This is a genomic window from Leifsonia sp. 563 (assembly GCF_040545055.1).
Taxonomy (GTDB): domain Bacteria; phylum Actinomycetota; class Actinomycetes; order Actinomycetales; family Microbacteriaceae; genus Leifsonia.
Genome location: NZ_JBEPLE010000001.1, coordinates 946,661 through 963,651 on the forward strand (window position 1 = coordinate 946,661; position 16,991 = coordinate 963,651).

A 16,991-nucleotide genomic window follows, 5' to 3' on the forward strand; every position below is an offset into this window, starting at 1 on the left:
CCGAGTCTCGCGCATCTCGGCTGCGCAGGGAAGCCTTGGCGGAGCTCTGGCCGGTGCGCCCGATCAGGCGCCGTGGATGCGCTCCGCGAGCAGCGTCAGCAGCGCCTCGGCGGCGCGGCCGGGGCGTGGACGGGCGATCGCGTTCAGTCGCCAGCCCACCGGCTCCCGCAGCGGGCGCGTGACGGCTCCCTCGGCCGGGATGATCGTGAGCTCCGGCAGGGCGGCCACGCCCAGACCGGCGGCGACGAAGCGCGGGATCTCGCCGAGGTCGGCCAGCTCGGTGGGCACGCGCCGAGTCAGACCGAGCGCCGCGAACGCGCGGTCGAGAGTGACCCGGTTGCCGAAGCCGGCGCGCGAATCCACCCAGGACTCCTCCGCCAGGTCGGCGAGCGCGACCGAGCGGCGGCGCGCGAGGGGATGTCCCTCCGGCAGCACCGCCAGGAACGGGGAGTCGACCAGATGGCGCGTCAGGAGGTCGGGAACCGTCTCGGGCAGGCCGTGGAACGCGATGTCCAGCCGCCCCTGCCGGACGTCTTCGACCAGGCCGGTCGAGCCCCCGGGCGATGGGCCGAGCCGGAGGTCGACGTCGGGGTGGCGACGGTGGAACTCGCCCATGATGCCGGGCAGGTCGACGCTCCGCAGATTCGTGAAGATGCCGACCCGCACCGTCCCTCGAAGCGGCCCCTGATCGCCGGCCAGGTCACGCATCCGCTCGACGGCTTCGAGAGCCGCCCGGGCTTCCGCGATCACCGCCTCGCCCACCTCGGTCGGGCGGACGCCGTGCGCGTCCCGCTCGAACAGGGCGGCACCGAGTTCCCGCTCGAGGCTCTGAATGCCCGCGGACACGGTGGACTGTGCGGCGAAGACGCGCTCGGCGGCCCGCGTGAAGCTGCGCTCGTCGGCAACCGCGACCAGGTATTCGAGCTGACGGGTGTCCACGGGTCGATCCTACGTACTATCGAGCAGAACGATCGTCAGCATCGTCTATTTCCGTTGGACTCGATAGGCAGCGAGGAGCACTATCGAAGCATGACCAGCACGCTCGACTTCTCCGCCCCCACCGGCTCCACTCCTCGGATGGAGACCGCACCGGGCCGCACCCGGCGCTCCTTCCGCCTGCGCCACGGCGCCGGCTTCTGGGTCATCGCGGCGGCGTTCCTCGCCGTGATGGCCTTCTCGACCATCCCCACTCCGCTCTACGCCTTCTACCAGGCGCGCGACGGCTTCCCCACCTGGGTGGTCACCGTCATCTTCGCCGCGTACGCGGTCGGCGTCATCGCCAGCCTCTTCCTCATCGGCCACCTGAGCGACATCGCCGGCCGACGCCGGATGGTGCTCATCGCCGTCCTCATCGAGATCGTCTCCGCCGCGCTCTTCCTGGTCTGGAACGATGTCGCCGGCCTGATCGTCGCGCGCACGCTCTCCGGCATCGGCGTCGGCGCCCTCACGGCCAGCGCGACCGCGCACCTCAGCGAGCTGCGCGCCGTCGCCCGACCGGACGAGGGCCCCGCGACCGCCGGGACCGTCTCCACGGTCGTCAACACGGGCGGACTCGCGCTCGGCCCGCTGATCGGCGGAGCGTTCGCGCAGTTCCTGCCCGAGCCGCTGCTGCTCCCGTACGCGGTGTTCCTCGTCGTGCTCGCGGTCGCGGCCGTCGCCGTCGCCCTCGTCCCCGAGACGGTGGAGCGCGCCGAAGAGCGCCCGGCCTACCGTCCGCAGCGGATCTCACTGCCCGCCGAGGCGCGTGGAGCGTTCTCCGCCGCGGCCGTCGCCGCCTTCGCTGGCTTCGCCGTCTTCGGTCTGTTCACGTCTCTCGCGCCCAGCGTGCTCGTCGTGACCCTCCACCAGACCTCGCACCTGCTGGCCGGGTTCGTTCCGTTCGCGGTGTTCGCGGCGTCGGCGATCTCGCAGATCGTCTTCGCCCGGGTCTCCTCCCGCGCGCAGCTGATCCTGGCCCTCGTCCTCATGCTCGTCGGGCTCGCGGGCCTCGCGGCCGGCGTGCTGACGGCCTCGTTCGCGGTCTTCCTGGTGAGCGGCGTGCTGGCGGGCGCCGGTGTCGGCCTGCAGTTCCGCTCGGCGATCGCCGCGGCAGCCTCCCTGGCCGCCCCGGAGCGCCGCGGTGAGGTGCTCGCCGCGATCTTCCTCATCGCGTACATCGGTCTGGCGGTGCCCGTGCTGCTCGTCGGCGTGGCGCTCATCTTCTGGCCGCTGGTGCCGGTGCTGGTGGTGTTCGTCGCCGCGGTCGCCGCCCTGTCGGTGCCGGCCGGCCTGCGGATGCTGCGCCGGGCCTGACCCCGTCCGGTCTCAGTGCACCGAGGTGAACGTCCCGAGAGCATCGTCGGCGAGTGCGGAGCGGAGAGCCGGGAGTGACCCCTCATCCACGTTGACGATCGACTGACCGTCGGATGAGGTCCCGGTTCCGGCGGTCGGCATCGTGAAGGCGTGGATGCTGGAGGGACCGTCGAGGCGCATGCTCGCCGCCAGCCCGATCATCGTCGGGAGGTCGAACTGCTCGTCGAGACTGAGGTATCGGCCGGTCGCACCGGCGAAAGACGTCACGGCGGCGGGGTCGGTGAGCGTCCCGCGGCTGAGCAGCTTGGAGACGATGGCCCGCAGGAGGGCCTGCTGGTTGGCCACCCGCTGGTAGTCCGCCGTCGGGAACGCGTACCGCTCCCGCGCGAAGGCGAGAGCCTGGGCGCCGTCGAGGTGGTTCATGCCCTGAACGAAGGTGTAGTGCGGCTTCTTGACCGTGGTGAAGCCGACCGGACTGTCCACATCCACTCCGCCGAGCGCGTCCGTCATCCCTTCGAGGCCCTGGAAGTCGATGATCGCGACGTGGTCGATGTGCGTCTGGAGCAGTTGCTCGACCGTCTGGATCACCAGCGGCGTCCCACCCCACGCGAGCGCAGCATTGATCTTGGCCGTGCCCTTGCCGGGGATCGGAACCCAGAGGTCGCGCATGATCGACATGATGTACACGTCTTTCCGGTCCGCGTCGATGTGCACGAGCATCATGGTGTCGGAGCGCTGGTTGGACTCGGTGGCCTGCCCGACGGTCGTCGGATCCCCGCGGGAGTCGGAGCCGATGAGCAGGATGTTCATGGCGCCGGTCGAGACGGGGGTCGGCCGTGTCTCCGCTGGAGGGAACGCGCGCGGGATGTGCGTCACCGTCGAGTTGAAGGTCGACGCGACGCTGCCCGCGTAGAACAGTCCGCCGCCGACGAGGCAGCCCGCCACCACGGTGGCGACGGCGAGGAGCGTGGTCAGCACGATCGCGAGCGGCGAGCGCCGATGCGAGGTCCGCGGCGTGCGGCGGTGCCAGCGGTGAGGTGAACGTGTGGTCTGCGCGATCATGATGACCGTCTCCGGCACTCCCCCAGGAGCGTCTCATCTGACTTCGCTCGAGCTTTCGGGCGAGATGAGGATTTCTCATCTGCTTTCGAGGCTACGCTTGTTATCCTCAGAAGTCCCCGTTAATGAGGACATAGTTTGTACCCCGGTTACCCCCAGTTCGCGGGGCCCTCAGCTGAGGGCCATTCCCGGAACCCGCGCGCGGATCGCGTTCATCGTCGCCTCGTCCGAGACGCCCTGGAAGTCGTACCGCGGGGTGTACGGAGCGATCAGCGCCGTCACCTCGTCCTCCGTGAGCTCGACATCCAGGGAGGCGATCGCGTCGTCGATCTGCTGGATGGATCCCGCCCCGACGAGCGGCGCGGTGACGACCGGCTGGCGGTGCAGCCACGCCAGGGCGACCGCCGCACGGCTCACACCGTGCGCCGCCGCGGCCTCTCCGACGGCATTCACGATGGCCCGATTGGATGCCTCCTCGGCCGGCGAGTACAGCAGGTCGGCGTAGTCGCCGTCGGTCTCCGAGCGCGCCGTCGCCCGCGCGTCATCCCAGGCGCGCGCGAGGCGGCCGCGGGCGAGCGGGCTCCAGATGATGGTGCCGACGCCCTCGTCGAGGCAGAGCGGGATCATCTCGCGCTCCTCCTCGCGAGCGAGCAGGTTGTAGTGATCCTGCATCGTGACGAAGCGCGCCCAGCCGTGCTGCTTCTGCAGGTTGAGGGCCTTCGCGAACTCCCACGCGAACATCGACGACGCCCCGAGATAACGGACCTTGCCGGCCTTCACGATGTCGTTCAGCACTTCGAGCGTCTCCTCCCACGGGGTCGAATGGTCGTTTCGGTGGATCTGATAGAGGTCGATGTAATCGGTGCCGAGGCGCTGCAGGGAGTGATCGACCTCCGCCAGGATCGCCTTGCGCGACAGGCCGCGGCCGTTCGGGCCCGGCCGCATCGGGTGGCGGACCTTGGTCGCGATCACGACGTCGTCGCGGTCGGCGAAGTCGCGGAGTGCACGGCCCAGGATCTCCTCGCTGGAGCCGTTCGAGTACATGTTGGCGGTGTCGAAGAAGTTGATGCCCGCCTCCAAGGCGTGCTTGATGAGGGGCCTCGCCTCCTCCTCTCCTTTCGACCAGACGGGGTGACCGCGATCAGGCTCGCCGTAGCTCATGGCGCCGATGGCGATCGGGGAGACATCGAGGCCGGTGGTCCCGAGCTTGCGATACTGCATGAGAACTCCTTGAATGGACGTGAGCGGAGAACTCTCCGCTTGATTTACGACGGTAACGGAGAATTCTCCGTTTAGCAAGGAGACGCATGCCGGAACCCCGACGAGCCGACGCAACCCGCGCCGACGCGCAGCGCAACCGCGCGCGCATCCTCGACGTCGCCGCGACGGCCTTCCGCGAGAACCCCGACGTGTCGCTCAACCAGATCGGCAAGCTCGCCGGCGTCGGCGCCGGAACCCTCTACCGGCACTTCCCCACGCGTGAAGCGCTGCTGCTCGCCGTCTACGCGGCGGAGATCGACGGGCTCGAAGTCGCGGTGGACGAGCTGCTGGCGAAAGAACCGCCGCTCGACGCCTTTCGCAGCTGGTCGAGGCAGTTGGCCGAGCTGGTGCGCATCAAGCACGGGCTCGGGGAAGCGCTGGCCAGCCCCTCGGCGCAGGCGGTGATCGACGCCACCTACGCGCCGGTGACCAACGCGATCGGACGGCTGCTGGATGCAGCGGTCGCCGACGGCGACATTGAGCCAGGAGCCGACCCCGGCGACATCCTGCTTCTCCTCAGCGCGCTCTGGCGGGTCCCGGCCGGACCGGGCGGCCTCGCGCAGGCGGACCGGCTGCTGGAGATGGTGGTCGCGTCGCTGCCGGCACCCGGCGGCCGGAGCTGACATCCGGCTCCGGCCGCGGGTGATGCGTCAGATGCCGCGCGCGAGGCGGTAGTAGGCGGCGTTCGCGTCGAGGTCGCGACGCACCGAGCGGAGCGTCGTCGTGTCGTCGATGACGATGAGCTCGGTGCGCAGCATGCGGGCGAAGTCCTCGAAGACCTCGACCCCGACCGCGGTGCTCATCACCGTGTGGTGCGCCGCGCCAGCCTCCAGCCAGGCGGTCGCCGACGTCGTGAAGTCGGGCTGCGGCTTCCACACCGCGCGGCCGACCGGCAGCTTCGGCAGCGGAGCCGACGGCTCGACCACCTCGACCACGTTGGCGACCAGGCGGAACCGGTCGCGCACGTCCGACAGCGCCACGACGACCGCGGGACCCGGGTCCGCCGTGAAGACGAGGCGGACCGGGTCGTCCTTGCCCCCGATGCCCAGCGGGTGGACCTCCAGCGTGGGGGTCGCCGAGCTGAGCGACGGGCTCACCTCGAGCATGTGCGCGCCCAGGATGCGCTCGTCGCCGGGCGTGAGGTCGTACGTGTAGTCCTCCATGAGGGATGCGCCGCCGGGCAGGCCCGCGCCCATCACGTTGGCCGCGCGCACCAGGACGGCGGTCTTCCAGTCGCCCTCAGCACCGAAGCCGTACCCCTCGGCCATCAGCCGCTGGACGGCGAGCCCGGGCAGCTGCTTCAGGGCGCCCAGATCCTCGAAGCTGGTCGTGAATGCGCCGAAACCGCCCTCCTCCAGGAACGAGCGCAGGCCCAGCTCGATGGCCGCGCCGTCGCGCAGTGACTGGTGGCGGTCGCCGCCGCGGCGCAGCTCCGGAGCGACGTCGTACTGCTCCTCGTACTCGGCGACGAGGGCGTCGACGGCGTCGGCCGGCGCCGCGGCGACCGCATCGGCCAGCTCGTTCACGCCCCACGTGTTCACCTGGACGCCGAAGACGTGCTCGGCCTCGGTCTTGTCGCCCTCGGTGACGGCGACGAAGCGCATGTTGTCGCCGAAGCGGGCGAGCTTCAGCGTGCGTGTTGCGGCCCGGCCGGCCGCTGCGCGCATCCACGTGCCGACGCGTGCCGAGACGACCGGGTTCGAGACGTGCCCGGCGACGGTGGTGCGCGGCACACCGAGGCGCGTCAGGATGTAGCCGAACTCGCGGTCGCCGTGGGCGGCCTGGTTGAGGTTCATGAAGTCGAAGTCGATGTCGGCCCAGGGCAGCTGGACGTTCGCCTGGGTGTGGAGGTGGAGCAGCGGCTTCTGCAGCGCGTCGAGGCCGGCGATCCACATCTTCGCGGGGCTGAAGGTGTGCATCCATGCGATCACGCCGATGACGCGGTCGTCGGCGTTAGCCTCGAGCATGATGCGGCGGATGGCGTCGGCGTCGGTGAGGACCGGCTTCCACACGATCCGCACCGGCACGTCGGGAGACGCGCCCAGCTCGTCGGCGATGGCGCGCGACTGCTCGGCGACCTGCGCGAGGGTCTCCGGTCCGTACAGGTGCTGGCTCCCGGTGAGGAACCAGACCTCGTAGACGTCGAGGGAGGTGGTGAGCTTCGGCATCAGGCGGTGGGTCCTTCCGGGGTCTGTCCGTAGACGTTCTGATAGCGGTCGAAGAGGCGGTCGATCGCCTCCTGGGGGATGGGGACGACGTCGCCGCCCTGGCGGGCGATGTGCATCGTGCGGGCGACGTCCTCGGCCATGACGGCGGCCTTCACGGCGTCGCGGGCGTCGGAGCCGATGGTGAAGACGCCGTGGTTCTGCATGAGGACGGCGCGGCTGCGGTGGCCGGTCAGCGTCGACACGATGCCGCGGCCGATGGAGTCGTCGCCGATGATCGCGAACGGTCCGACCGGGATCTCACCGCCGAACTCGTCGGCCATCGCGGTGATGGCGCACGGGATGGGCTCGGCGCGCGCCGCCCAAGCGGTCGCGTAGGTGGAGTGCGTGTGCACGACACCGCCGACCTCGGGCATGCTGCGGTAGACGAACGCGTGGGCGGCGGTGTCGGACGACGGCGACCGTTCGGAGCCGAGCGACCCGGGGACGACCTCGCCGTCGAGGGTGCACAGGATCATGTTCTCGGGGGCGAGGTCGTCGTAGTCGACGCCGCTCGGCTTGATGACGAACAGGTCCTCGCCCGGCACGCGGCCGGAGACGTTGCCGCCGGTCCAGACGACCAGCTGGTAGCGGACCAGCTCGGCGTGCAGGGCGGCGACGCGCTCGCGGACGGCGCGGACGGCCGGGGACTCGGGGGCCGGGGTCTGGGCGTCGGTCACTGGTCGGATCCTTCCGTTGGGCGATCGGCGGAGGCGGTGGTGTCGGGCAGGGCGGTGACGGCCGCGCGCTCCACGGCGAGGCCGGCGTCGTAGCGGTCGAGGTAGGCGGCGAAGCCGGCGACGTCCTCCGGCCGCGGCTCGGCGGTCTCGAACGCGACATCGCGGAACACGCGCTCGCGCAGGTACGTGTCGAGGTCCTGTCCGCCCTCGGCGCGCGCCTCCAGGTAGGCGGCGAGGACGGCGATCCCCCAGGCGCCGCCCTCCGATGCGGTGTGCGCGACGGAGACGGGAGCATCGAGGGCGCCGGCCAGGAAGCGCTGGGCGACCCCGGCGGTGCGGAACACGCCACCGTGGGCGAGCATCTTGTCGAGCGCGACACCCTCGCGAGCGAGGACGCGCATCCCGAGCGCCAGGGTCGCGAACACTCCGTAGACCTCGGCGCGCACCAGGTTGCCGAGGGTGAAGCGGCTGCCCGGCGTGCGGACGAGGAGCGGACGGCCCTCGGTGAGCCCGGCGATCGGCTCGCCAGCCAGGTGGTTGTAGGCGAGCAGGCCGCCGGCGTCGTCGTCGCCGGTCAGCGCCTCCCGGAGGAGGGTGTCGAACACGGCGTCGGGATCGGTGGGGCGGCCGGACGCGGCGGCGAACCGGCCGAAGAGTCCCGCCCACTCGGCGAGCTCACTGGCGCCGTTGTTGCAGTGGACCATGGCGACCGGGTCGCCTGCGGGGGTGGTCACCACATCCAGCTCGTCGTGCACCTCGGCCAGCGGACGCTCCAGCACGACCATGGCGAAGATGCTGGTGCCGGCGCTCACATTGCCGGTGCGCGGTGCGACGGATGCGGTCGCGACCATGCCGGTGCCGGCGTCGCCCTCGGGCGGGCACAGGGTGGCGCCGGGACGCAGCGTGCCGGACGGGTCGAGGAGCGCAGCGCCCTCGGCGGTCAGGTCGCCCGCAGGTTCTCCCGCGGAGAGGACCTCGGGCAGCAGGTCGCGGAGCGGAGGGATGCGGCCGGCGGCGAGCCGGTCATAGCGGTCGACGAGTTCGGCGTCGTAGTCGCCGGTCGCGGGGTCGATCGGGAACATGCCCGACGCATCCCCGACCCCGAGCACATGGCGTCCGGTGAGCCGGCGGTGCACGTACCCGGCCAGCGTGGTGACGGAGCGGAGGCGCGGGAGATGCGGCTCGGAGTCGAGGACGGCCTGGTGCAGGTGGGCGATCGACCAGCGGAGCGGGATGTTGACGCCGAGCAGGTCCGTCAGCTCGCGCGCCGCCGCTCCCGTGTTCGTGTTGCGCCAGGTGCGGAACGGCACGAGCAGCTCGCCCGCCTCGTCGAACGCGAGGTAACCGTGCATCATCGCCGAGACACCGAGCGAGCCGACGGTGGTCGGCGCGACGCCGTGGCGGGTCTGCGCGTCGGCGGCCAGGGCGGCGTAGGCCTCCTGCACGCCGGACCAGACCTCCTCGATCGGGTAGGTCCAGAGGCGGTCGACGTAGGAGTTCTCCCACTCGTGGGCGCCGACGGCGAGGACGACCGACGGGTCATCCGCATCCACCAGGCAGGCCTTGATGCGCGTCGAGCCGAACTCGATGCCGAGCGCGGTGCGGCCCGACTCGATGGCCTCGTGGGCGCGGGCGGCGGCCGCGGCTCCGGGGGCCGCGGAGGCGACGTCGGCTGGGACCATGGGGCATCCACTCCTTTGTGACCGGTCACATTGACACAGCGAGCATACGTCACGCACCGCCGGGCGCGCCACTCCGTGCTCCGGCGGCGGTGCGTCGCTGCGCTACGCTGCGCCGGCTCCCCAACCCGTGCACCCGCAGATTCGTGCCGAATGTGCGTTTAGGCAGGAGCATTCCGCACATTCGGCACGAATCTGTGGCGCGGTGAGCACCACGCGAGGCGCAGATTTGGCGCAAATGTGGGGAAAGGAGGCCGCTTTCCCGAGATTTGGCGCAAATGTGGCGGGGCCGGTGAGCTTCCGGCGGAGCGCAGATTCGGCACGAATGTGCGCAATGGGACGGGCATTCCGCACATTCGGCACGAATCTGTGGCGCGGTGAGCACCACGCGGGACGCAGATTTGGCGCAAATGTGGGGAAAGGAGGCCGCTTTCCCGAGATTTGGCGCAAATGTGGCGGGGCGGAGGGACGAGAGACGGAGCGAGAGGCGGAGGCGCGGGACGCGGGTCAGGCGGAGTCGCGGACGACGAGGACGGGAGCGACCGGCTCCTCGAACGCGAGGTCGCCGCCCTCCAGCAGCGCGACCAGGCGGGCGACGCAGCGTCGGCCGAGTTCCGCGAACTCCTGCCGGACCGTCGTCAGCGGCGGTGCGAAGAACGCCGCCTCGGGGATGTCGTCGAAGCCGACGACGGCCAGATCGTCCGGGACCGAACGCCCCGCGACCCGCGCGGCATGCAGCACGCCGAGCGCCATCTGGTCGTTCGAGGCGAAGACGGCCTGGATGGAGCGGTCGGCCACGAGCTCCGCACCGATCACCGCGCCCGAGGCCGCCGTCCAATCCCCCTCGCGCGACACCACGGCATCCGCGCCGGCGGCGGCCATTTCGGCGAGGAAGCCGTCCCGTCGGGCGCGCGCCTCCGTCCAGTCGCCCGGTCCACTCAGGTGCGCGATGCGACGGTGGCCGGCCGACAGGAGATGCCGGGTGGCGAGGCGTGCGCCGAGTTCCTGGTCCACGAAGACGCCTTCGTCCCCGGCGCCGCCCGCACCGTGCAGCGTCACGGACGGCAGGGACAGTGAGAACTGGCCCATCGCATCCTGAACCCGCTGCTGCGGCGCGATCACCACGATGCCCTCGACGGCCTGCTCGCGCAGGTGCCCGATGGCCGCCTGCAGGTCGGCCGGGTCGAGCGAGGCGGCATGGGCGACGGTGACGGTGTACCCGGCGGCACGGCCGGCGTTCTCGACGGCATCGATGCTCGAGGCCGGACCGAAAAGGGAGGAGGCCGAGGCGGCCAGCACCCCGATCGTCCGGGAGCGCGCAGTGGTCAGCATGCGGGCGGCCCGGTTCGGGCGGAAGTCGAGGTCGGCCATCGCGGCGAGCACGCGGGCACGGGTCTCCGGCCGGATGCTCGGGTGATCGTTGAGCACGCGGGAGACGGTCTGGCGCGAGACACCGGCGGCGGCGGCGACCTCGCGCACGCCCGGAGGCCGACCGATCTCGCTCACGCCTGCACCTCCGACACACCCACACCCTAGGGCGAGGCGGGTTCGGAGGGCCAACCGGGGCGGACCGCGGGAGCGATCGGCCGTAATGTCGAAGGCATGACCGCATCCACTCCCTCCGACACCTCGTCCGCCGCCTCCGCGGGACCGGACCGGCCGATCGCGCTGGTGACCGGCGCGTCGCGCGGCATCGGACGGGCGATCGCCGTCGAGCTCGGGCGCACGCACCACATCCTGGTCGGCGGGCGGGATGCCGCCGCGGTGGATGCGGTGGTCGCCGAGCTGCCGTCGGCCGAGCCGTACGTGGCCGATCTGGTCGCCGACCTGTCCGGCACATCCCTTCCGCCGCTTCCCGAGCGCCTCGATGTGCTCGTGCACTCGGCCGGCGTGGAGGACGGCGGCACGGTCGAGGAGACCGACGCGGAGGTGTGGCGTCACGTGTTCGAGGTGAACGTGTTCGCGGTCGCCGCGCTCACGCGGCGCGCGCTCCCGGCGCTGCGGGCGGCGGAGGGGCTGGTGGTCGCCATCAACAGCGGCTCGGGGCTGGCCAGCGGGCCGGGCGGCGGGGTCTACGCGGGCTCCAAGTTCGCGCTGCGGGCGCTCACGGACGCGCTGCGCGAGGAGGAGCGTCCGCACGGGGTGCGCGTCAGCAGCATCCACCCGGGGCGGGTCGACACCGATATGCAGCGCGCCCTCGTCGCCCGCGAGGGGCTCGACTACGACACGACGTACACGATCACGCCCGAGATGGTCGCAGCGACCGTCCGTACCGCGGTCGACCTGCCGCCCGCCGGCACCGTCGAGTCCCTCAGCGTGCGCCCCTTCCACCGCCGCTGACCCATCCCGCCGCTCGCCCCCACCGTCGAGTACGCAAAAACTGCACGCCGGAGGGCTCCGGAGCGTGCAGTTTTTGCGTACTCGACGGGGGCGGAGGGCGGGGGGCGGAGGGGGCTAGTGGGAGGGGTCCTCGGGGCCGCCGCCGGAGGTGGTGTCCTCGCCGGGCTCGGGGGCGCTGCCGTCGGAGCCGGAGCCGTCGGGCAGGTCGTCGGCGTCGGGGCGGTTCTTCTCGTCGCTCATTGCGTGTCCTTCCGTTTCTGTCCTGACCGCGCGACGGTACGCCGATCCTCGGCGGAGGTCCATCCGGTGCGTCGCACCCGCCGTACCGGAGGGACCCTCCGACGGTTCTAGACTGTCCTCCGAAACCACGGAGGCCCCCACGAACAACTCCCCGGATCCCGACGACCAGGCCGTGCGCCCGCGGAACGAGCCGCCACGCGCGCTGGTCACCGGCGGCTCGCGCGGCATCGGCCGCAGGATCGCGGAGACGCTGGCCGCCGAGGGGATGGACGTGGTGCTGACCTTCCGTCGAGAGGCGGACGCCGCCGCCGAGGTCGTCGACGCGATCACCGCCACGGGCGGCTCGGCCCGGGCCCACCGCCTCGAGCTGGAAAGCGAAGAGGACATCGACCGCCTGTTCGCGGACGAATTCCCGGACGGGACGCGTCTCGACGTGCTCGTCGCCAGCGCGGCGGCGTCCGCCTTCCGCCCGGCGGCCGAGCTGACCTCGCGGCACCTGGAACGGTCGTGGGCGACCAACGTCCGCTCCTTCGTGCTGCTCGCCCAGCGAGCGGCCGGGCGGATGCGCGGCGGCGCGGGCGGACCAGGGGGCGGACGGACGGGCGGCCGCATCATCGCTGTCACGAGCTACGGCAGCCACCGGGCGTTCCCGCTGTACGGCGCCATCGGCTCCGACAAGGCGGCCGTCGAGTCGTGGGTCCGCCACCTCGCCGCCGAGTTCGGCCGCGACGGCATCACGGTGAACGCCGTGAACGGCGGCCTGATCGACACCGACTCGCTGCACTTCTTCTACGGGAACGCCGGCGTCCCCGACCTCGACGTGATGACCTCCCGCATCCCCCTCGGCCGCGTCGGCACCGCGGACGACATCGCCGAGGCCGTCCGCTTCCTCGCCTCCCCCGCCGCCGGGTACATCACCGGCCACACCCTCGTCGTCGACGGTGGACTCACCGTCGTCGCACCCCCGTTCTGGTCGGAACTCGGCCGGGACGCCTCCCCCACCGATCCGAGACGGAGTCGACGCCCACCGGACGCCTGAACCCCCTGTCCCCGAGGAGAACCATGACCCTCACCGACCCGACATCGCACGCCGGCATCCAGCCGAACACCGAGTACGATCCGAGCACCCTGCGTGCCGTCTTCGAGCAGCACTTCACCTACGCCTCGGCGGTGGAACGCAACACGCACCGGTACGCCTCGCGCGTCGCGATCACCGATCCCCCGTCCGGACGGAGCTGGACCTACGCAGAGCTCGGACAGGTGACGGGAAGCCTCGTCGCCGGCCTCGCCGAGCGCGGGGTGGGCGTCGGCGACATCGTCGCCTACCAGCTGATGAACACTCCGGAGTTCGCGTTCCTGTACGTCGCGGCGCAGGGGCTCCGGGCGGTCAGCTCCCCGATGAACTTCCGGCTGGCGCCGGGCGAGACGGCGCACATCCTCGACGACTCCCGTCCTGCGGTCTTCGTCTACGACGCCGCCGCGAGCGACAGCGTCCGGACCGCCCTGGAGCTGGCCGCACATCGTCCGGCCGTTCTCGCGGCGGTCGGTGACGGTCCGCTGCTCGACGGCGCCATCCGCTTCGAGGAGCTTCTGGCCCCCGACGCCCCGTCGTTCCGCGCCCCCGAGGGCGCGAGCGTGTGGGACGAGACCTCGCGCCTCTACACCAGCGGCACGACGGGGATGCCCAAGGCGGTTCCCCTCACCAGCCTCAACGAGGTGCTCACCGCGCACGACGTGATCATGCACTTCCCTCTCGCGCCGACGGACCGGACGATGAACATGTCGCCGTGGTTCCACCGCGGCGGCAACTACTGCGCCGGGCCGAACACCGCGTTCTACGTCGGAGCCGAGGTCGTCACGTTGCCGCGCTTCGACCCGGACACGGTGCTCGACGGCATCCAGGAGCATGCGTTGACCTACGTGATCGGCGCCCCCACCAATCTGGAGCGACTCGCAGACGCGCAGGAGGCGCACCCGCGCGACCTGTCTTCGCTGCACGGCATCGTCACGATGGGAGCCCCGCTCGATCGCGCGGCGGCGCTGCGCTACCAGCGGGTGCTGACGCCCCGCATCGCCAACGGGTACGGCACGACCGAGGCCTTCTGGAACACCTACCTGCGGCCCGAGGACCTGCCGGACGCCGCCGGGGCCGCCGGCCGGGCCTGCCTGGACGACGACGTCGCGGTGGTGAAGGTGTACGGCGACGACCGCGTCGCCGCTCCCGACGACCTCGCCGCGAAGGACGGCCACGAGATCGGCGAGGTCATCATGCGGAGCGTGAAGAGCGGATACGCCTACATGCACAATCCGGAGGAGGAGGGCCGCAAGTTCCGCGACGGGTGGATGTACCCGGGCGACCTGGCGAGCTGGGACGAGAACGAGATCGTGACGATCGTGGGCCGCAAGGACGACATGATCATCTCCGGCGGCGAGAACGTGCATCCCGTCCAGGTGGAGGAGGCGCTCGCCGCGCATCCCGATGTCGCCGACAGCATCGTGGTCGGTCTGCCGGACGACGAGTGGGGCGAGATCGTCGTCGCCTACGTCCAGCCGCGCCCCGGACGATTGGCGGACGCGCAGGCGGCGGCCCGGGAGTTGGATGCGCACTGCCGGGCGAGCGTCTCGCTGGCCGACTACAAGCGCCCGCGGCGATACGCCTTCGTCACCGAGCTCCCGTACACTGCGACCGGCAAGAAGCAGCATTTCGTGCTGCGCGAGCAGTCGAGCCGCGATGCGGAGGAGGGTCGGTTCGTGACTCCGTGACCGCCGCATCCAGCCCGGATCGAGGGGGCGCCCTCGCTCGCCGCCTCACCCTGGGCGACGCCATCGGCATCGGCCTGGGGTCGATGATCGGCGCCGGGGTGTTCGCGGCCTTCGCCCCCGCTGCGGCTGCGGCAGGGGCCGGGCTGCTCGTCGGGCTCGTGATCGCCGGGTTCATCGCGTTCTGCAACGCGACGTCGTCGGCCCAGCTGGCCGCCCAGTACCCGACCTCCGGCGGGACGTACGTCTACGGTCGCGAACGCCTCGGCGAGTGGGCGGGCTTCTTCGCGGGATGGTCGTTCGTCGTAGGGAAGACGGCCAGCTCTGCCGCGATGGCGTTGACGTTCGCGACCTACGCCGTGCCGGGTCCGTGGGTGAAGCCGGTCGCGATTCTGGCTGTCGCCGTGCTCACGCTGGTCAACAGCGTCGGCGTGACGCGGACGGCGCTGCTGACGCGCATCCTGGTCGCCGTCTCGCTGATCGCGCTGACGGTCGCGGTCGTCATCGGTTTCACGCACACCGCGCCGAGCGCCGCGCAGCCGGGACCCGCGGTCACCGGCTACGGCATCCTCCAGTCGGCGGGGTTCCTGTTCTTCGCGTTCGCCGGGTACGCCCGCATCGCCACCATGGGCGAGGAGGTGGTGGAGCCGGAGCGCACCATCCCGCGGGCCATCGTCACGGCGCTCGGCATCACCCTCGTCGTCTACGTGCTGGTCGCGCTCGCGACGCTGCACGCGCTCGGCGCGGCAGGGCTCGCGGAGGCGGTCGCTCCGCTCGGGGCCGTGGCCGACACCAGCGGAGCCGCCTGGCCGGGCGTCGTCATCCGGATCGGTGCTGCCGCGGCGGCGCTCGGGGCCCTGCTCGCGATGATCGCGGGCATCGGGCGGACCAGCCTCGCGATGGCGCGCCACAGCGACCTCCCGTCGTGGTTCGCGGCCGTGCACCCGCGCTTCCGCGTTCCATACCGAGCCGAGCTCGCCGTCGGCCTGGTCGTCTGCGTGCTGGTCGCCGTCACGGATCTGCGCGGCGCGATCGGCTTCTCGTCCTTCGGCGTGCTGCTCTACTACCTGATCGCCAATGCGTCCGCGTGGACGCAGGACCGCGCGCACCGGAGGTATCCGCGGCTGCTCGCGGTCGCGGGCGCGATCGGCTGCGTCGCGCTCGTCGCCGCCCTCCCGGTCGCCGCCATCGTCGCCGGGATCGTGGTGATCGCCGTCGGGATCGGCTACCGTTTCGTGCGACTGCGGGTGACCCGGCGACCGCAGCGCGGAGAGGAGAAGCGATGACCGTCCGCATCGAACTGATCGGCGGCCCGACGGCCCTGATCGACCTGGGCGGCCTGCGCATCCTCACCGATCCGACGTTCGACCCGCCCGGGGACCACCCCGTCGGCGAGCGCGTGCTGGTGAAGACGACCGGACCGAGCCGCACGCCGGAGGAGATCGGCGCGGTGGATGCGGTGCTCCTCTCGCACGACCAGCACCCGGACAACCTCGACGACCGGGGGCGCGTCTTCGTCCGCGACGCCCCGCTGACCGTAAGCACGACGGCCGCCGCCGAGCGGGTCGAGGGAACCGTCCGCGGGCTCGGCCCATGGACACACCTGACCATCCCGCGCCCGGACGGTTCCGAGCTGCGGGTGCACGCCGTCCCCGCACAGCACGGGCCGGACGGCACCGAGGCGTCGTCGGGACCGGTGCTCGGGTTCGTCCTGGCCGGCGACGGGCTGCCGACGGTGTACGTGAGCGGCGACAACGCCTCGCTGCGGGTCGTCGAGGAGGTCGCCGAGAACCTCGGACCGATCGACATCGCAGTCCTCCACGTCGGCGCCGCCCGCACGGCGCGTTTGGATGCCTTCCTCACCTTGACCGCGGACAAGGCCGCCCGCGCGGCGATCCTTCTGGGCGACGCCGTCATCGTGCCGGTGCATGCGGAAGGGTGGGCGCACTTCACCCAGGGGCAGGAGGAGGTGCGTGCCGCGTTCGCGGAGCACGGCCTCACCGCCCGGCTGCGGATGGTGCCGCCCGGCGGGATCGTGGAGCTGGACGAACCCGCCGAACAGACCCGCGACACCGAACACACCGAGGAGCAGCGATGACCGACCACGCCCACACGGAAGCGATCGACCCCACCGTTCCCCCGTCCGGTCCCGGCTGCGTCGAATGCACGGAGACCGGCAGCTGGTGGCTCCACCTCCGCCGGTGCGCCGCGTGCGGCCATATCGGGTGCTGCGACAACTCGCTGAACACCCACGCGACGAAGCACGCCGAGGCGACCGGGCATCCCATCATCCGCAGCTACGAGCCCGGCGAGGACTGGTTCTGGGACTACCGCCGCCAGGGGTTCGTCGGCGGACCCGAGTTGGCTCCGCCGCTCAGCCACCCGGAGAACCAGACCGTCCCCGGTCCCGCGGAGCGCGTCCCGCACGACTGGGAGCGCCAGCTGGAGCAGCGCGCGTAACGGGGAATTCCACCGCG

16 protein-coding genes are annotated in these 16,991 nt (G+C 71.6%); 8 read left to right on the plus strand and 8 right to left on the minus strand.

Going from position 1 to position 16,991, the window contains the following annotated elements; genetic code table 11:
* Nucleotides 1–63: 63 nt before the first annotated feature.
* A complete protein-coding gene (locus tag ABIC47_RS04640; RefSeq protein ID WP_354477684.1) occupies nt 64–939 on the minus strand; it encodes a LysR family transcriptional regulator in 876 nt (291 codons plus the stop codon).
* A 90-nt stretch (nt 940–1,029) separates the two neighbouring features.
* On the opposite strand from ABIC47_RS04640, the gene ABIC47_RS04645 reads away from it, so the two are divergent.
* Nucleotides 1,030–2,292, plus strand: a complete 1,263-nt coding sequence (locus ABIC47_RS04645) for an MFS transporter (protein WP_089878534.1) — start codon at nt 1,030–1,032, stop codon at nt 2,290–2,292.
* A 12-nt stretch (nt 2,293–2,304) separates the two neighbouring features.
* Here the strand turns inward: ABIC47_RS04645 and ABIC47_RS04650 are convergent, their stop codons facing one another.
* Nucleotides 2,305–3,354, minus strand: a complete 1,050-nt coding sequence (locus tag ABIC47_RS04650) for an LCP family protein (RefSeq protein ID WP_354477687.1) — start codon at nt 3,352–3,354, stop codon at nt 2,305–2,307.
* A gap of 168 nt (nt 3,355–3,522) precedes the next feature.
* A complete protein-coding gene (locus ABIC47_RS04655) occupies nt 3,523–4,572 on the minus strand; it encodes an aldo/keto reductase (RefSeq protein WP_354477690.1) in 1,050 nt (349 codons plus the stop codon).
* A gap of 86 nt (nt 4,573–4,658) precedes the next feature.
* On the opposite strand from ABIC47_RS04655, the gene ABIC47_RS04660 reads away from it, so the two are divergent.
* Nucleotides 4,659–5,234, plus strand: a complete 576-nt coding sequence (locus ABIC47_RS04660; RefSeq protein ID WP_354477693.1) for a TetR/AcrR family transcriptional regulator — start codon at nt 4,659–4,661, stop codon at nt 5,232–5,234.
* A gap of 27 nt (nt 5,235–5,261) precedes the next feature.
* Here ABIC47_RS04660 and araA read toward each other — a convergent pair whose 3' ends face one another.
* The 4 genes from araA to ABIC47_RS04680 form a co-directional block, all read right to left on the minus strand.
* Nucleotides 5,262–6,779: an L-arabinose isomerase gene (araA, locus tag ABIC47_RS04665; protein ID WP_354477696.1), complete on the minus strand. Its 1,518-nt coding sequence runs from the start codon at nt 6,777–6,779 to the stop codon at nt 5,262–5,264.
* Nucleotides 6,779–7,495, minus strand: coding sequence for an L-ribulose-5-phosphate 4-epimerase (locus ABIC47_RS04670; RefSeq protein ID WP_018192519.1), 717 nt, complete (start codon nt 7,493–7,495; stop codon nt 6,779–6,781). Before ABIC47_RS04670 ends, araA begins: the two co-directional genes overlap by 1 nt.
* Nucleotides 7,492–9,177 carry a xylulokinase gene (locus ABIC47_RS04675; RefSeq protein ID WP_354477699.1) on the minus strand — a complete coding sequence of 562 codons (1,686 nt, stop codon included), beginning with the start codon at nt 9,175–9,177 and terminating at the stop codon, nt 7,492–7,494. Before ABIC47_RS04675 ends, ABIC47_RS04670 begins: the two co-directional genes overlap by 4 nt.
* A gap of 504 nt (nt 9,178–9,681) precedes the next feature.
* Nucleotides 9,682–10,680 carry a LacI family DNA-binding transcriptional regulator gene (locus tag ABIC47_RS04680; RefSeq protein WP_354477702.1) on the minus strand — a complete coding sequence of 333 codons (999 nt, stop codon included), beginning with the start codon at nt 10,678–10,680 and terminating at the stop codon, nt 9,682–9,684.
* Nucleotides 10,681–10,776: 96 nt separating this feature from the next.
* Between ABIC47_RS04680 and ABIC47_RS04685 the strand changes: the two genes are divergently transcribed.
* Nucleotides 10,777–11,514 (plus strand): SDR family oxidoreductase, encoded by a 738-nt coding sequence (locus ABIC47_RS04685; protein WP_354477705.1) that lies wholly within the window; start codon nt 10,777–10,779, stop codon nt 11,512–11,514.
* Between the two features lie 114 nt (nt 11,515–11,628).
* Here the strand turns inward: ABIC47_RS04685 and ABIC47_RS04690 are convergent, their stop codons facing one another.
* Nucleotides 11,629–11,754 carry a hypothetical protein gene (locus ABIC47_RS04690; protein ID WP_018192523.1) on the minus strand — a complete coding sequence of 42 codons (126 nt, stop codon included), beginning with the start codon at nt 11,752–11,754 and terminating at the stop codon, nt 11,629–11,631.
* Nucleotides 11,755–11,926: 172 nt separating this feature from the next.
* On the opposite strand from ABIC47_RS04690, the gene ABIC47_RS04695 reads away from it, so the two are divergent.
* The 5 genes from ABIC47_RS04695 to ABIC47_RS04715 are packed head-to-tail and all read left to right on the plus strand — an operon-like array spanning nt 11,927 to nt 16,974.
* Nucleotides 11,927–12,793, plus strand: a complete 867-nt coding sequence (locus tag ABIC47_RS04695; RefSeq protein ID WP_354477708.1) for an SDR family oxidoreductase — start codon at nt 11,927–11,929, stop codon at nt 12,791–12,793.
* 23 nt (nt 12,794–12,816) lie between these two features.
* Nucleotides 12,817–14,517: a class I adenylate-forming enzyme family protein gene (locus ABIC47_RS04700; RefSeq protein WP_354477711.1), complete on the plus strand. Its 1,701-nt coding sequence runs from the start codon at nt 12,817–12,819 to the stop codon at nt 14,515–14,517.
* The gene (locus ABIC47_RS04705; protein ID WP_354477714.1) at nt 14,514–15,800 is read left to right on the plus strand and encodes an APC family permease; all 1,287 of its coding nucleotides are present in this window, start codon (nt 14,514–14,516) and stop codon (nt 15,798–15,800) included. The genes ABIC47_RS04700 and ABIC47_RS04705 overlap by 4 nt, the downstream gene beginning before the upstream one ends.
* Complete coding sequence (locus tag ABIC47_RS04710) at nt 15,797–16,612, plus strand: MBL fold metallo-hydrolase (protein WP_354477716.1); 816 nt, start codon at nt 15,797–15,799, stop codon at nt 16,610–16,612. Before ABIC47_RS04705 ends, ABIC47_RS04710 begins: the two co-directional genes overlap by 4 nt.
* Nucleotides 16,609–16,974, plus strand: a complete 366-nt coding sequence (locus ABIC47_RS04715) for a UBP-type zinc finger domain-containing protein (RefSeq protein WP_089878563.1) — start codon at nt 16,609–16,611, stop codon at nt 16,972–16,974. The genes ABIC47_RS04710 and ABIC47_RS04715 overlap by 4 nt, the downstream gene beginning before the upstream one ends.
* Nucleotides 16,975–16,991 lie beyond the last annotated feature (17 nt).

What these genes read in the sequence shown, in the direction of transcription:
- ABIC47_RS04645 (WP_089878534.1), top strand. Translation starts at nt 1,030, where the DNA reads ATGACCAGCACGCTCGACTTCTCCGCCCCCACCGGCTCCACTCCTCGG.
- ABIC47_RS04650 (WP_354477687.1), bottom strand. Translation starts at nt 3,354, where the DNA reads ATGATCGCGCAGACCACACGTTCACCTCACCGCTGGCACCGCCGCACG.
- ABIC47_RS04655 (WP_354477690.1), bottom strand. Translation starts at nt 4,572, where the DNA reads ATGCAGTATCGCAAGCTCGGGACCACCGGCCTCGATGTCTCCCCGATC.
- ABIC47_RS04660 (WP_354477693.1), top strand. Translation starts at nt 4,659, where the DNA reads ATGCCGGAACCCCGACGAGCCGACGCAACCCGCGCCGACGCGCAGCGC.
- araA (WP_354477696.1), bottom strand. Translation starts at nt 6,779, where the DNA reads ATGCCGAAGCTCACCACCTCCCTCGACGTCTACGAGGTCTGGTTCCTC.
- ABIC47_RS04675 (WP_354477699.1), bottom strand. Translation starts at nt 9,177, where the DNA reads ATGGTCCCAGCCGACGTCGCCTCCGCGGCCCCCGGAGCCGCGGCCGCC.
- ABIC47_RS04685 (WP_354477705.1), top strand. Translation starts at nt 10,777, where the DNA reads ATGACCGCATCCACTCCCTCCGACACCTCGTCCGCCGCCTCCGCGGGA.
- ABIC47_RS04690 (WP_018192523.1), bottom strand. Translation starts at nt 11,754, where the DNA reads ATGAGCGACGAGAAGAACCGCCCCGACGCCGACGACCTGCCCGACGGC.
- ABIC47_RS04700 (WP_354477711.1), top strand. Translation starts at nt 12,817, where the DNA reads ATGACCCTCACCGACCCGACATCGCACGCCGGCATCCAGCCGAACACC.
- ABIC47_RS04710 (WP_354477716.1), top strand. Translation starts at nt 15,797, where the DNA reads ATGACCGTCCGCATCGAACTGATCGGCGGCCCGACGGCCCTGATCGAC.
- ABIC47_RS04715 (WP_089878563.1), top strand. Translation starts at nt 16,609, where the DNA reads ATGACCGACCACGCCCACACGGAAGCGATCGACCCCACCGTTCCCCCG.